At 50.9% G+C, this 13,425-nt stretch carries 11 protein-coding genes; 5 read left to right on the top strand and 6 right to left on the bottom strand.

Annotation, left to right across the window (positions count from 1 at the left end; all coding sequences use genetic code 11):
* Window position 1: 1 nt before the first annotated feature.
* The 5 genes from dph5 to E7Z62_08780 all read right to left on the bottom strand — a co-directional run bounded on the left by dph5 (window position 2) and on the right by E7Z62_08780 (window position 5,533).
* Window positions 2–799, bottom strand: a complete 798-nt coding sequence (dph5, locus tag E7Z62_08800) for a diphthine synthase (protein MBE6523200.1) — start codon at window positions 797–799, stop codon at window positions 2–4.
* 108 nt (window positions 800–907) lie between these two features.
* Entirely contained in the window at window positions 908–1,336 is a 429-nt protein-coding gene (locus E7Z62_08795; GenBank protein MBE6523199.1) for a hypothetical protein, read from the bottom strand.
* 121 nt (window positions 1,337–1,457) lie between these two features.
* A complete protein-coding gene (locus E7Z62_08790) occupies window positions 1,458–3,560 on the bottom strand; it encodes an acetyl-CoA synthetase (GenBank protein ID MBE6523198.1) in 2,103 nt (700 codons plus the stop codon).
* Between the two features lie 208 nt (window positions 3,561–3,768).
* On the bottom strand, window positions 3,769–4,506 hold the full coding sequence (locus E7Z62_08785; protein ID MBE6523197.1) for a 4Fe-4S dicluster domain-containing protein: 738 nt from the start codon (window positions 4,504–4,506) through the stop codon (window positions 3,769–3,771).
* A 322-nt stretch (window positions 4,507–4,828) separates the two neighbouring features.
* Window positions 4,829–5,533 carry a hypothetical protein gene (locus tag E7Z62_08780; GenBank protein MBE6523196.1) on the bottom strand — a complete coding sequence of 235 codons (705 nt, stop codon included), beginning with the start codon at window positions 5,531–5,533 and terminating at the stop codon, window positions 4,829–4,831.
* A 133-nt stretch (window positions 5,534–5,666) separates the two neighbouring features.
* Between E7Z62_08780 and E7Z62_08775 the strand changes: the two genes are divergently transcribed.
* The 3 genes from E7Z62_08775 to E7Z62_08765 all read left to right on the top strand — a co-directional run bounded on the left by E7Z62_08775 (window position 5,667) and on the right by E7Z62_08765 (window position 8,135).
* Window positions 5,667–6,050 carry a carboxymuconolactone decarboxylase family protein gene (locus E7Z62_08775; protein ID MBE6523195.1) on the top strand — a complete coding sequence of 128 codons (384 nt, stop codon included), beginning with the start codon at window positions 5,667–5,669 and terminating at the stop codon, window positions 6,048–6,050.
* Window positions 6,051–6,169: 119 nt separating this feature from the next.
* A complete protein-coding gene (locus tag E7Z62_08770) occupies window positions 6,170–6,496 on the top strand; it encodes an iron-sulfur cluster assembly accessory protein (GenBank protein MBE6523194.1) in 327 nt (108 codons plus the stop codon).
* An 88-nt stretch (window positions 6,497–6,584) separates the two neighbouring features.
* Complete coding sequence (locus E7Z62_08765) at window positions 6,585–8,135, top strand: DEAD/DEAH box helicase (protein ID MBE6523193.1); 1,551 nt, start codon at window positions 6,585–6,587, stop codon at window positions 8,133–8,135.
* A 6-nt stretch (window positions 8,136–8,141) separates the two neighbouring features.
* Here E7Z62_08765 and E7Z62_08760 read toward each other — a convergent pair whose 3' ends face one another.
* Window positions 8,142–9,734, bottom strand: coding sequence for a mechanosensitive ion channel (locus E7Z62_08760; protein ID MBE6523192.1), 1,593 nt, complete (start codon window positions 9,732–9,734; stop codon window positions 8,142–8,144).
* Window positions 9,735–9,821: 87 nt separating this feature from the next.
* On the opposite strand from E7Z62_08760, the gene E7Z62_08755 reads away from it, so the two are divergent.
* A complete protein-coding gene (locus E7Z62_08755) occupies window positions 9,822–11,588 on the top strand; it encodes an ATP-dependent DNA ligase (protein ID MBE6523191.1) in 1,767 nt (588 codons plus the stop codon).
* A 113-nt stretch (window positions 11,589–11,701) separates the two neighbouring features.
* A partial coding sequence (locus E7Z62_08750) for an HAD family hydrolase (protein MBE6523190.1) occupies window positions 11,702–13,425 on the top strand: 1,724 nt, incomplete at its 3' end.

Here is a 13,425-nt window from a genome sequence, read left to right as displayed (position 1 = left end):
CTCATTCGTCTTCGATTATCTCTTCCGGAGCACCAGCGAACTTCACCAATGCGTATTGCTCCATGAAGTGGAGGTTACCGGGAAGTACAAGGGTGAACAAAGGCTCTCCGAGATCCATCTTCAGAAGGTCCTGGGGATATCCTGCGAAGATCTTCTCGTTAGGCGATCCGACCTGGGATGCGACGCAGAGGATGGTCTTGTCATCGATGAGGCCCTCCTGCCATTTCTCCTCCCCGAGCATCAGCCATTCAATTGCCTCGTGTGCGGTCATATAGCGCATCTCATCCGCATGGATGTCCAGAAGGATCATGGTGTGCAGACCGAGTTTCTTGTTCTGCATTATGTGGTCGTAAGGGGATTTGGGGTGGTAGCCCTGCTCGATGAAAGGAAGTGTCACCGCCCTTCCGAATTTGTAATTCTGGAGACCGAACACAGTAGGGCATGCGGAGAAGATCGTGATCCCGTTGATCAGTCTCACAGGGATGCCCAGCTCGGCGGCTTGGATCCTGAGGTCCACATGGGTGGTTGCTGACATGGTGTCGCCAGCAGTTATGAAACCGACCCTCATCTCCATGGCATCCTTGATGATGTTGTCGGATTCCTCGACCTGAGCTCTGTACAGCACCTTTATCTTCTTTCCGATGACCTCCTCCAGTTCCTCCACCTTGGTACCGATGAGGAACGACGTGTAGAATTCTGCATAGATCTTGTCGCATTCTTTCAGTGCGTTCAATGCTTTGACGGTCATTCCGTCCGTGCCGCTGAGGCCGAGTCCAACGAAGATGAGTTCGGAAGTCATCAGACTTCCAATACAATCGACTCTATAAAAGTAATCAGTGGAGGCTGCTCTTTCAGTTCTCATATACCATGATGTTTGGCAAAAAATGACAGAGAATCGATAAGGACATCAAGCGACTTCCTTCAGATTCATGTAAGCGCCGACGATGGTGGCAAGGGATGCGATCAGTAAGAGGTATTCCCCGAAGGCCACGTCTATGCCGTTTAGATCGTTGGTGGCTAGGATCATGACCGCTGAGAAGAAGAGCAGTACCGCTCCGTCGAAGATCAACCAATATCCTAAGCGGTTGTTATAGAGGTCAGGTTTGAATATGCCTATGATGGGTTCGAAGATCGTACAGGCGCCGAATACGAATATGAAGGTGGGGGCATACTTGGCGATAAGATTGAGGACCCCATTTCCTTTGTCGAATGCCTCCTTCAGGTCCCACGCTGAATAATCAACACTAAAGGCTGTGAATGTGCCGCAGGCCAGATACAGGGGGATCATGGCGAGTGCACCTCCTGCTATCATCAGTATGGTCGACAGTTTCATCATGTTCTATCGTTCCCTCAATCGTTATTCTGCTCTTATTTCGAATACAGGTGTTAAAGCGAAATCGAAACTGCAGGATATAAAATCATAAGAACGGGGGATTACCCCCCGTAAATGGTTAGGATCACTCTTTGACCAGGGTGACGAGGGCGTCCACGGCGTAAGCGCCCTTGCCCTCGACCTGCACGATGACCGGGTTGATCTCCAGTTCGTGGATCTCGGGGTTCTCAACCGCGATGAGGGCGATTCTCTTGATCGCTTCTTTCATTGCGGGGATATCGGACTTCGCAAGCCCCCTTGCACCGGACATGAGCTTGTATGCCTTGGTGGACGTGATCATCTCATCGAGCTGCTCCTCGGTCATGGGCACGTGGGCCTGGGAGATCTCCCTGAGGATCTCGACGTAGATTCCTCCGAGTCCGAAGGATACGACGGGGCCGAACTGCACGTCGCGGATCATGGACAGGATGACCTCCTGACCGGAGACCATCTGCTGGATGGAGACTCCGTCGATCTTGGCGCCGGGCACGTTCTTAGTACAGGAATCCATGATCTTGGTGTATGCCGCTTTGGCGTCATCCGCGTTCTTGACCCCGACAACGACTCCTCCGACATCGGTCTTGTGTTTGATGTCGGGGGATACGATCTTCATGACGACCGGGTATCCGATCCTGTCGCATTCCTTCGCGGCCTCGTCTGCGGAGTTGACCGTGGCCTCTCCGGGAGTGGGGACGCCGTATGCCTTGAGGATCTCCTTTCCTTCTGCCTCGGACAGTGAGTCCCTTCCCTCGGCCTTTGCCTTGTCCAGGATCTTCTTGGCAGCTTCTCTTCCTCCGCCGGTGGCAGTGGGGTAGGACATGGGGGTGTGCGACTTCTCCTTGTTGATCGTGTATGTCCTCAGGACATCGAGTGCGTGGATTGCTCTGTCCGGAGTGGGGTATGTGGGGATTCCCGCCTCCTTGAGGTAGCTGTTGGCCTTGTCGCACTTGTGACCGCCTGCGAAGCAGACTACGAACGGTACTGGAATCTGGTCCTTGATCTCCACGATGGACTGGGCGACGGCCTCGAGATCCGCTGTGTCGAGCGGTGATCCCATGATGACCAGTGCGCCGACTTCGGGGTCGTGCGAAAGGATGTCGATGACCTCTTTGAAGTACTCGGGCTTCGCGTCTCCGCGTATGTCGATGGGGTTTGTGACTCCGGCGACAGTGGGGACCCTGGTCCTGATCTCGGCGATTGTCTCGTCCGAGAACTTGACTGCATGGACATTCTTGGCATCGAATGCCGCATCTGCGGACATGACTCCGAGACCTCCGGCGTTGGTGATGATTCCCAATCCGCCTTTCTTCATCTCGCTGCATCCGCTGAATACGTTGAGGACATCGAACATGTCATCAAGGCTGCTTGCCCTGTAGACGTTAAGCTTCTTGAATATGACATTGTTGACTGCATCAGCTCCTGCCAGCGAACCTGTGTGGGATGACGCTGCCGCTGCTCCCGCCTGAGTCCTTCCGGACTTGTAGACGACGATGGGCTTCTCTACAGGCATGTTCTCGATCGCGGATACGAACCTGTGTCCGTTGGAGATTCCCTCACAGTACATTCCGATTACCTTCGTGTTGGGGTCCTCGGAGATCTCGGGAATGATGTCTGCCTCGTCCAAATCGGCCTTGTTACCGAATGTGACGAAGTTGGCGATTCCGATCTTGTTGAAATATGCCCAGTCGATGATGGACGATCCTACCGCTCCGGACTGGGAGAAGATGGATATGTGTCCCTTTCTGGGAAGCAGGTGGGCGAAGGTCGCGTTGACTCCTGCCCAGGGATTCATGTTACCGAAACAGTTCGGTCCGAAGAACTTGACATCCGCTTCCTTTGCGGCTGCAACGAGCTTCTGCTCGAGGATCTTTCCCTCGGGGCTGTCCTCTTTGAATCCTGCGGTCAGGATGGTGGCGCAGTGGCAGCCGTTCTTCTTCAGGTTCGCCATCTCATCGGGTACGAATGCGGCCTTGATGGAGATGACTGCGAGATCCACGGGTTCGGGAATCTCGGTGATCGATGTGTATGCTTTGAGACCCTGTATCTCTCCGCCTTTGGGGTTTACGGGGTACAGGTGGCCGGTGAAACCGGCATTGATCATGTTCTTGAGAAGCATTCCACCTAGCTTCGTTTCATCATTGGAGGCTCCAATGATGGCTACAGAGTTGGGTGTCAGTAGTCCTTTCATGCGTGGTAATCTATGACCTTTATTAAAATACCTTGGTAGGATACGCATAGTTTTCAACGAATATCAATAAATTCAATCCTGATTTCGTAAAATTAATATTATATTTCTACGAATTCAGCAGAATTCGTCATATGTCTAACAAAAATAGTAAGTTTTACGGTTATTGTTGCCTTTAGTTCGTCAATCGACGATTTGCAATAACGTCACTTTAAAATCTGTCGAATAGGCCTTTGACCTTGTTCATTGGTTTGAACACAGGTTCGACCAAGCGTCTTGCATGTCCGATGACGTAGGCCATCTGCAGTTCCTTGGTCGAGTCGGGGAAGTATCCTAATACCCTGTCCCTTCCGAAAAGGTAAGCGCTCATGATGATGTTCGAATGGAATCCTCTGATCCTGAGGCTCAGACCTTTCCTGATCATCCTCTGCGATGCCATGAGCGCGCTCTCCTTGGAATCCGAGAAGATGAACAGAACTTGTTGTCCCTCCCAAAGCACTGGATTGGGTTGGAGCATATCGTGCTTCTCCCTCCATCTGCCCCATTCCTTGACCAAGGGGACCGTGGACTCCTTGTCCTTCAGGACATCCCATACGGTATCCATGAAAGAATTGAGCTCGTCGCCCTGCAGTATGAAGATTTCATACTTGTCCCTCTTACCGTGCGTCATTGAGGAGACCAGTTCCTCCAGATCCTTGTCGGAGATCATTCCTCCGTCGAACATCTTGTCTTTCTTGATGGAGGAGAATACGGTCTCATCGCCTTTCTCTCTGGGGAGGAGCTCTATGGCTCCCTTGGGACAGCTCGAAACGCAATGGGAGCATTCAAGACATTCGTTGCCCACCTCTCTGGCCTTACGATCCTCTATCACGATGTTGTTCTTTAGGCACATCTTGGCGCATTTGCCGCACCCGACGCATTTGTCCAGATCTATCCTGAGGTGGTTCATCCAGATACCTGTTGGATTCCTAGAATAAAAACAATAGTATTGACCATTAGCGAATATTGAATTAAGATGGGGCAAAAGCCCCTATTTAAATAGATGGGCATCGAATACGAACACGTCGTTCTGGCGAAGGGGCGTGATTCGTGATCGCCATGTGCACGGGACGGCGAACAGTGGCCCTATCCCAACTTAGTTGGGCTCCCGCAGGAGTTGGTGACGCGTCGTCACTGCGATGACTGGGGGCCAACGTAGGGTCCGACACATACCCCCCGGATAAGTCAGTGCTCCGAGATCGGCGTCACCGTCGTAACCATGAAAGAGTGTGTTAGTCCGCGGGGGACACCTCGCTCCAGAGGGTCATCCCCATTCTCTTCAGGCTGTCCTGCATCTCATTGAATTCAGGAAGGTCCTGAACTATCTTCTTCGCATTTTTGATCTTCTCGCTGGGGTCGTCATCAAAGCCTTCATTGACGAAGACCAGCTGAGAATAGAGGGCGAAATCTATGAGGTCGTCAGGCACATATATGCAGTCCAGCCTGCGGTTCAAGCAGACAGTCTTCATGAGCACGCTTGACTGCCCGACAGATTTGCCGTCCCACAGGGGCGCCCATCTGATCACAAGGTCGGGGTCGTATTCGATCATGCCGTCCCTTACGAGTCTCTGATAGCTGTTCATAAGGTCATGGTGGCGACCCTTGGTACCCTTGCTGACACCTGATATCCTGGAGAGGTAGATCGGACGGTTCTTTTCCAAAAACATCTCTCCGGTAACATATTCGACCAGTTCGTCTGAGTAGGGTTCCTTGGCATGGATGCATATCCTTCTGAATACCGTCTCTGCCACGGATTCCAGGACTTCCTTCGGAGCATCCTCCAGATAGTCGCTCAGCCATATGTCGATCCATGTTCCTGTGCGTATCCAAGACACTTTTAGGTTCTTCTCCGAAGAGAATCCTGCGGTGACTTCGTTGTAACCGTACTTTTCGCCTTCTGATACGAATATGCGGTTCAACATCCCTTCTTTGTCCATTATTATTTCCTGCGTTTGCAACGCAGAAGCTAAACGTTCTAGTGGGGAATATAAAGCCGATATGCTGCGGTCAATGTGACAAATCCGCTCTCTTTAGACAATTTTTAAACCGATGCTTTGGAATTCATGATTCATGCAGGAAGATCCTAAGCAACGTGAGATCACCGAAAAGATCCTTAAGGCAACAGAAGAGATGTATGGGTTCATACCAGTAACCAACAAGGTACTGAGCGTCCGTCCAGACATATTCGTTCCAGCGGCCGGTTTCTCAAAGTGTGTTCTGGAGAATGAGAACGCAGCCATCGAGAAGAAGTTCAGATATCTTCTGGCGATATCTGCTGCAGCAGCCATCGGAGGAGAGCATTGTCTGAAGGTTCAGATCCAACATGCAAAAGACGCCGGAGCATCCAAGGATGAGATCCTAGAGAGCATCATGATAGGTTCTTACATGTCCATGACACGTTCGCAATCCTATGCACTCAGAGCGTTCGCTGACGCGTATGATATCAAGTATTGACGGAGGATACATCCAAGACACATAGTGGTGTTAAGAGTAGGATAACATAAGCTGCGTGAATTCCGCGGAATCCATCCTATTGCTTTATATTCTACCCACTGTTTGGAGGGTTTGATAACATGGTAACCATAACACCTGAGGCAGAAAAGTTCATCACCGATCTGCTAGAGAAGAACCAGAAGACTGGATACGGTATCAAGATCTACGTCGCCGGTTTTGCTTGCTCCGGACCTCAGTTCGGTATGTCCTTCCAGGAGAAGGAGGCCGAGGGAGATATCATCGATGAAACTGCCAAGGATTTCAAGATGTATTACGACGATGAGACGAAGAAGGAGCTTGACGAGTGTGTTATCGAGTTCATCGATGACCCCAACTTCGGAACCGGACTCACTATCCGCAACCCCAACTTCAACGGCTGCGCTTCTTGCGGCGGCGGATGCCACTAAACAATCCAAAGGGCCTTACGGCCCATCAACTTTTTCTTTCTTTTGATTTGACAAAACGTATTTGATAGCGTTCGCCGTTGTCCCTTCAATGAGCTTTGTCGTTCATTCCAACATAGCACCGGATAAGGTCGAGGAACGCAGCTACCAGACTAGCATGGTGAACGGCTGCATAAGGTCCAACACACTCCTTATCCTCCCCACCGGTCTGGGGAAGACGATTGTAGCTCTCCGTGTGGCAGCTGATTTCGTGGATCAAGGCAAGGTAATAATCCTTGCACCTACCAAACCGCTGCTTGACCAGCATTACAATACATTCTCTAATCTGATGGTCGGTCATAGCGTATGCATCCTCAGCGGGAACGTTGCCCCTCAGAGGAGGGTAAACATGTTCGAGCAGAACGATGTCATCGTAGCTACGCCGCAAACGGTCGCGAACGACCTTACGGAAGGCCGCTATTCCCTGGACAAAGTATCCTTGGTGATCTTCGATGAGGCACACAGAAGCGTCGGCGGTTATGCCAATGTGACCGTCGCCGAGTATTGCAACAAGAGGATACGCTGTATAGGAATGACGGCATCACCTGGGGCCAACATCAACAAGATCAAGGAGGTCTGCATCAATCTTCGCATCGGAAGGATCGATGTCAGGTCGGAGGATGATCGTGATGTTTCCCCTTATGTCCATGATACCTATATCATCAGACTGACGGTCAAACTACCTGACGACCTCGTTGCCGTGGACCATTTGCTGAAAACACAGCTCAGCCATTATGTCAGTGAGCTGGTGAGTCTCAAGCTGATGAATCCCGCCAGACCTCCGACCAGGAGTCATTTCCTTGACATACAGAGGATGCTCCAGACAAGACTGAACACTGGCGAAAAGACAGCGATAGTGTACAAGGGTCTGTCCCTGACGGCAAAGGGCATCAAGATATCCCACGCGATGATGCTGGCGGAAACACAGGGGATTACACCCCTCAAGATATATCTTGACAAGCTGGAAGAGGAGGCAGAACAGGAGCAGGGCGGAAGGAGCGCCAAGGAGATGATCAACCGTGCCGAATACAAGGACATGAGGAAGATCGTGGATTCTACCAACGTGGAGCATCCAAAAGTCTCCAAGACGATGTCCATCGTCAGTAAGACCTTGATAGATGAGCCCGACTCCAAGGTGATGGTGTTCACGCAGTACCGCGATACATGCGATATGATGGTCAAGAAGCTGTCCACAATAAGCGGCGCTAAGGTCTCCAGGCTGATAGGTCAGGCCAAGGACGGTATGTCGCAGAAGGAGCAGGTCGAACTATTGGACCGTCTCCGTTCCGGCGATGTCAATGTCATCGTGGCAACGTCAGTGGGGGAAGAAGGCCTTGATATCTCAAGCACCAATGTGGTGATCTTCTATGAGCCCGTCCCATCAGAAATACGTACCATTCAGAGAAGGGGACGTACAGGCAGGAAGAACGACGGAGAGGTCTATGTTCTGGTCGCTGCAGGGACCATGGACGAAGGGATCGAGGCTGCCAGCAAGAAGAAGGAAGACACTATGAGGGAGAACCTTGAGAGGCTCAACAAGGAGCTCTCCCAAGGCCATTCCTTCCTTCCGGACAACTCCCAGAGGAAGTTGGACGGGTTCTGATGGTTTTCAGATCGGGACCTTATCTCCCGGTCCTGCCGCATTAACTTTAAGCTTGCTGAAGGACATCTCGATTCCGCTCTCGGCCAGTTTGATGTACAGTTCTTTCTTCATATCCGATTGGATGAGTTCCCTGCTGGCGTAGTCCTTTATCGTGATGTCGAGCCTCAGTTGCGTTGCGGAAGGCGTGACATCCAAGAATTTGACTGCAGGTCTTGTGTACCTGTCGTAATCGTGGATGACGTATTGGCTTTCTTCAGCTATCTGGAGCACGACATCCTCGGCCTTTTTCGCATCAACCACGTTTGGAATCTGGAAGAATACGTACAGTCTGTAAGCCTCATCGTTCTTGCTCATATTGACTATGGTGGCGGATGAGACTGCATTGTTGGGCATCGTGATGATACAGTCCTTCTCTTCACCGAGGAATTCGGTGTACATCAGTTTGACGTTTTTCACGATATATGTGTTATTGTTAATCATCAGATAATCGCCGTTGGTGAACGGTCTCGTCAGCAGTAGAAGGATTCCGCTGAAGAACTGGGAAAGCACATTCTGAGCACCCAGGGTGATACCCAATGTGACGATACCGGCACTGATCAGTATCCCTGACAGGTCCATGCCGAATATGTGAAGGATCGCAGCAGCTCCGCCGATCCACAGGAAGAGCTTACCGAACATTGCGAACAGCGGCATAAGGGACAGATCTATCTTGGAATCGTCCACTTTTCCCATTTTGGTGAGCACGCTCTCCACTACGATCAGATAGACCTTCCAAATGGTCAGGGCCAATGTCACGATCAAGAGTGTCATGGATATCTTGTTCACCAAGTAGATCCAATTGATATCGGCACCCAGGATCTTTAGACCCGGATCGATGAACAGAGCTATGGTCGCGATTATTACTCCCAAGGTCAGCAGTGTCTTGAATCTCTTCCTGTCCTTATCAGAGGTGGTCTCGTTGAGCATACCGGACAGGGCGGGGACGCACAGCTTTATGACGAGCAGCGCGATTATGAAGAATATCACCAGAGTGACGATGAATGGTACGATAGGGTTATCGAAAGGCTCCGGAAGGGTATTGTCGATGATACCCAAAAATTTGTTGAAACTGCCGGAAGTATCGAAGGATGAAACGACATCGACATTGAATTTTATCGTGTGTATGCTGTATGAATCGTCTTCTAGGTTGGTTATGAAGATGTTCAAAGCTACACGAGCATCCTTGTGTGACGCCGTGACATCCTTGACGCTTATCGTGTAAGGTTGCTTGATCAAGTCTCTCTTTTGGGCGTCTCCTGCAGGCATCAACGTAAGATTCTCGATCGTCTCTCCGTGGACTTCTGTGGTGCCGTCAATGGTGTAGAATGCGACATCCAATATGCTACTCGTGTAGTTTTGGACATAGACAGTTACAGTCCTTGAATGACCGTTTCCTATGGCGATGTCTATGGCACCGTCGTCACCTGTGAAGTATCCTGGGGTCGAGACCTTATAGTCTGTAGGTTCCAGGGCTTCTGCCTCTTCACACGTGCACAGCGGTACCAGACACACTGCCAACACAATAACCGCCATTGTCAGTACGGCGACCTTCTTTCCCATGTCCCTTCGTATCAGTCTGAATATAGAAAAATAATTCTGATTAATTGACCAGGTAAGCTTATTATCGCCGGCCCCAATCACTCCCGTATGTTGTATTCTGAGCTCGCAGACACGTTCGACAGACTGGAGGCTACTGGTAGCCGCCTGGAGATGACGGCCATCCTAGCCGATTTCATTCGCACTGTCGACAAAGCGGAGCTTAGGAAGATAATCTATCTGTCGCAAGGTAAGCTCCATCCAGATTTCGTGGCGAAGGAGCTCGGTATGGCGGATAAGCTCGTTCTCAGAGCAATATCATTCACCTCAGGCACACAGGATTCCGTTGCAGAGGAGCTTTGGGTTAAGACCGGGGATCCCGGGGAGGTTGCTGAGAAGCTGATTTCCAAGAAGAAGCAGATGACGCTCTTCGCTGAGGAGCTCACAGTTGACAGAGTGTACAAGGGATTGACAGCAATCCAGGATGCTGAGGGTAAGGATTCTCAGGACAAGAAGATGAAGCTTCTGGCCAACATGCTTCATGATTCAGGGCCCATCGAGGCAAGATATCTCTGCAGGATCGTCACCGGAAGGATGAGGGTCGGTGCAGGCGATATGACGATCCTCGATGCTTTGGCAGAGGCCTTCGCAACCAAGGAGGACAGGCCGGCCATCGAGAGGGCGTTCAATGTCACATGCGACATAGGTTTCGTTGCCGAGACCATTGCTAATGGCGGAATGGATGCCATAAACAACATTAGAGTCACTATAGGAAACCCGATCAAGGTCATGTTGGCCGAACGTCTCCCGTCGGTATCGGAAGTCGTTGCTAAGATGGGTGGTAAGTGTGCTATCGAATACAAGTACGATGGAATCAGGGTACAGGCGCATATCGGAAAAGACTCTGTCAAACTCTATTCCAGAAGACTAGAGGATCTGACTTCCAATTTCCCCGATATAGCCGAGGCTCTGAGGGAGCGTTGCAAGTTCGGCGAAGCGATCATCGAAGGCGAATGTGTTGCAGTTGACCCGGAGACCGGATTCATGCTGCCATTCCAGGCCGTAACTCACCGCAGGAAGAAGCACGGGATGGAGGAGGCCGTCAAAGAGGTCAGCGTCAGGATATTCATGTTCGACATCCTCTACCGCGACAGCGAGGACATGACCAATCTCCCGTATCTCGAGAGAAGGTCTCAGCTGGAGAGTTCATTCGATATTGGCGACAAGGTCCAGATGACTACTATGAGGCTGGTTAACAGCCCCGAGGAGGGAGAGGAATTCTTCGCTTCAGCGGTCGCTGCGAGATGCGAGGGCATAATGGCCAAATCAACAGCGCCGGAATCCATCTACAGAGCGGGGTCCAGGGGATTCCTGTGGATCAAATACAAGAAGGACTACCAGCAAGCCCTTACGGATTCATTCGACCTGTCAGTCGTCGGAGCGTTCTACGGCATGGGAAAGAGGGCAGGAAAGTACGGGGCCCTTCTCATGGCCGCTTTCAATGAGGACACTGGAAGATTTGAGACCGTCTGCAAACTGGGAACAGGATTCGATGATGCATTCCTGGAATCCATGCCAGAACTGTTGAATTCCGGACTATCTGAGAGCAAACCCAAGTTGGTCGATGCCGAGATGATTCCAGACGTATGGTTCAATCCGACAACTGTCCTGGAAGTTGTAGCGGCAGAGATAACCTTGAGTCCGATACATACTGCGGCCAGAGGGATCCTCAAAGAGGATGCAGGTCTCGGTATACGCTTCCCCAGATTCACTGGCCGTGTGAGGGATGATAAATCCCCGGAGCAATGCACGACAGTTGGCGAGATCATCGAGATGTATGAGATGCAGGCTCACGATTCAGATGGTCTGTCCGAGTGAACTGTCGTTTTAGTGTCGTATTGTTCCTAGAGAGACAGGTACGCCCCTACAGGGACACATTGCGGTTTATGCCAAGGGTCACTTTTAAGAATAGAAAGTGATACGAGATTTTTGTGGTAATTGATTCGCTTTCACCGGAACAGAGAATGAAGGCGGCCGCATCTGAGGATGCGGAGTCCGTACTAGAGCAGTACAACACCAGGATCGAAGGTCACTACAATGAGGAGCTGACGACGTCCCGTATCAGGTACGGAGAGAATGTCGTCTCGAATCACAACACTCATGTGGTTCTGAAAAGACTGTATCATGCATTCGTAAACGTATTCATAATAGCATTAGCGGTCATAGACATCCTCTGGATGATTCTGGATCCCGACATCATTTACTTCGTCATCCTTACGACTTTGATAGTTGTGAGCGGTACGATGACATTCATCCAGGAGACACGCAGCGGGAAGGCCGCTGCTAAACTGGTGAACATGGTGACCACGATCATCACGGTCCGCCGTGAGAATGTCGAGACCGAGGTAGACTCTGTCGACCTCGTCGCCGGAGACATACTGATCCTGGACACGGGGGATGTAGTTCCCGCGGATGTCAGGATCATCAAATCCAACCATCTGAAGGTCGACCAGTCCGCCCTCACAGGAGAGTCGGAGGCGGCCACGAAATATGCTGAGCCCGTGAAATGCGAGGGAAGCATCCTGGAATGCAACAATATGGCGTTCATGGGAACCAGTGTCATGGAAGGCTCTGCTGAGGCGGTGGTCATCGCGGTCGGTGATGATACTGTGATAGGTTCCATGGCCGAGAAGCTATCGACCAAATCTTCCAAGACCACTTACGACAAGGGAAGCAGCGCAATCGTTTCCGTGCTTCTCAAACTCATGATATTCACGGTTCCTCCTGTTTTCATCATCATGGTGATCAAGGGATTCCTCAATGCAGGTGAGTTCCTATTCGAGGATGTCATGGAGGCGTTGATCTTCGCGATCACTCTTGCGATAGGACTGATGCCTGAGATGCTTGCCACGATAGTATCAACCAATCTGGCCAAAGGCGCCATAGACATGTCTAAGAAAAGGGTCATCGTGAAGGACGTCAATGCGATCCAGAACTTCGGAGGGATGGATGTTCTTTGTTCGGACAAGACGGGAACGCTCACGGAGAACAGAATCTCGGTCGAGGCGAACAACAATATCTACGGAACCCCCAGCACCCTGGTCGAGAAGCTAGTATGTCTGAACAGTATGAAGCTCACATCCGCGACCAATCAGATCGATTGGGCAATCCAGGAGCACGCTGAGAACGAGTATCTTTTGGAGGAACTAGACGAATACGAATGGGTTGGCGATATACCGTTCGATTTCATCAGAAGGAGAGCTACCGTCATCGTCAACAAGAAAGAGGATGTCAACCTCATGGTCACAAAGGGCGCGGTCCCGGAGATCCTCTCGATATCCACCAGATATCTGGATGAGGAAGGGGAGATACGCGACCTGGACGAAAACACAGTAAACAAAATCCTGGGCCTGGTCGAATGGTACAGCAAGAAGGGAATGCGTGTCCTCGGAGTAACTCACAAGTACTTCCCGGCTGGACAGACTGAATTCAGCCCTTCTGACGAGACTGACCAGACGTTTGCGGGATTCGTTGTCTTTACCGATCCAGTGAAGAGGACGGCCAAAGGAGCGATCAAAGATCTGAATGAGTATGGCATCAAGGTCAAGGTCCTTACGGGCGATAACGAGTACGTAACACACTATGTGTGTGAGGCAATAGGGATCAAGTGCTCCGTCAAGGACAGAGACGTATCCTCACTGGAGGAATTCGACCC

It is taken from the genome of Thermoplasmata archaeon (assembly GCA_015063285.1).
Lineage (GTDB): Archaea > Thermoplasmatota > Thermoplasmata > Methanomassiliicoccales > Methanomethylophilaceae > Methanoprimaticola.
Note: the sequence above shows the minus strand (reverse complement) of the source record. Positions and strands in the feature narration are given on the sequence as shown.

Excerpts from the sequence above, each read along its gene's own strand:
- dph5 (MBE6523200.1), bottom strand. The coding sequence starts at position 799 with ATGACTTCCGAACTCATCTTCGTTGGACTCGGCCTCAGCGGCACGGAC.
- E7Z62_08795 (MBE6523199.1), bottom strand. The coding sequence starts at position 1,336 with ATGATGAAACTGTCGACCATACTGATGATAGCAGGAGGTGCACTCGCC.
- E7Z62_08790 (MBE6523198.1), bottom strand. The coding sequence starts at position 3,560 with ATGAAAGGACTACTGACACCCAACTCTGTAGCCATCATTGGAGCCTCC.
- E7Z62_08785 (MBE6523197.1), bottom strand. The coding sequence starts at position 4,506 with ATGAACCACCTCAGGATAGATCTGGACAAATGCGTCGGGTGCGGCAAA.
- E7Z62_08780 (MBE6523196.1), bottom strand. The coding sequence starts at position 5,533 with ATGGACAAAGAAGGGATGTTGAACCGCATATTCGTATCAGAAGGCGAA.
- E7Z62_08775 (MBE6523195.1), top strand. The coding sequence starts at position 5,667 with ATGCAGGAAGATCCTAAGCAACGTGAGATCACCGAAAAGATCCTTAAG.
- E7Z62_08770 (MBE6523194.1), top strand. The coding sequence starts at position 6,170 with ATGGTAACCATAACACCTGAGGCAGAAAAGTTCATCACCGATCTGCTA.
- E7Z62_08765 (MBE6523193.1), top strand. The coding sequence starts at position 6,585 with ATGAGCTTTGTCGTTCATTCCAACATAGCACCGGATAAGGTCGAGGAA.
- E7Z62_08760 (MBE6523192.1), bottom strand. The coding sequence starts at position 9,734 with ATGGGAAAGAAGGTCGCCGTACTGACAATGGCGGTTATTGTGTTGGCA.
- E7Z62_08755 (MBE6523191.1), top strand. The coding sequence starts at position 9,822 with ATGTTGTATTCTGAGCTCGCAGACACGTTCGACAGACTGGAGGCTACT.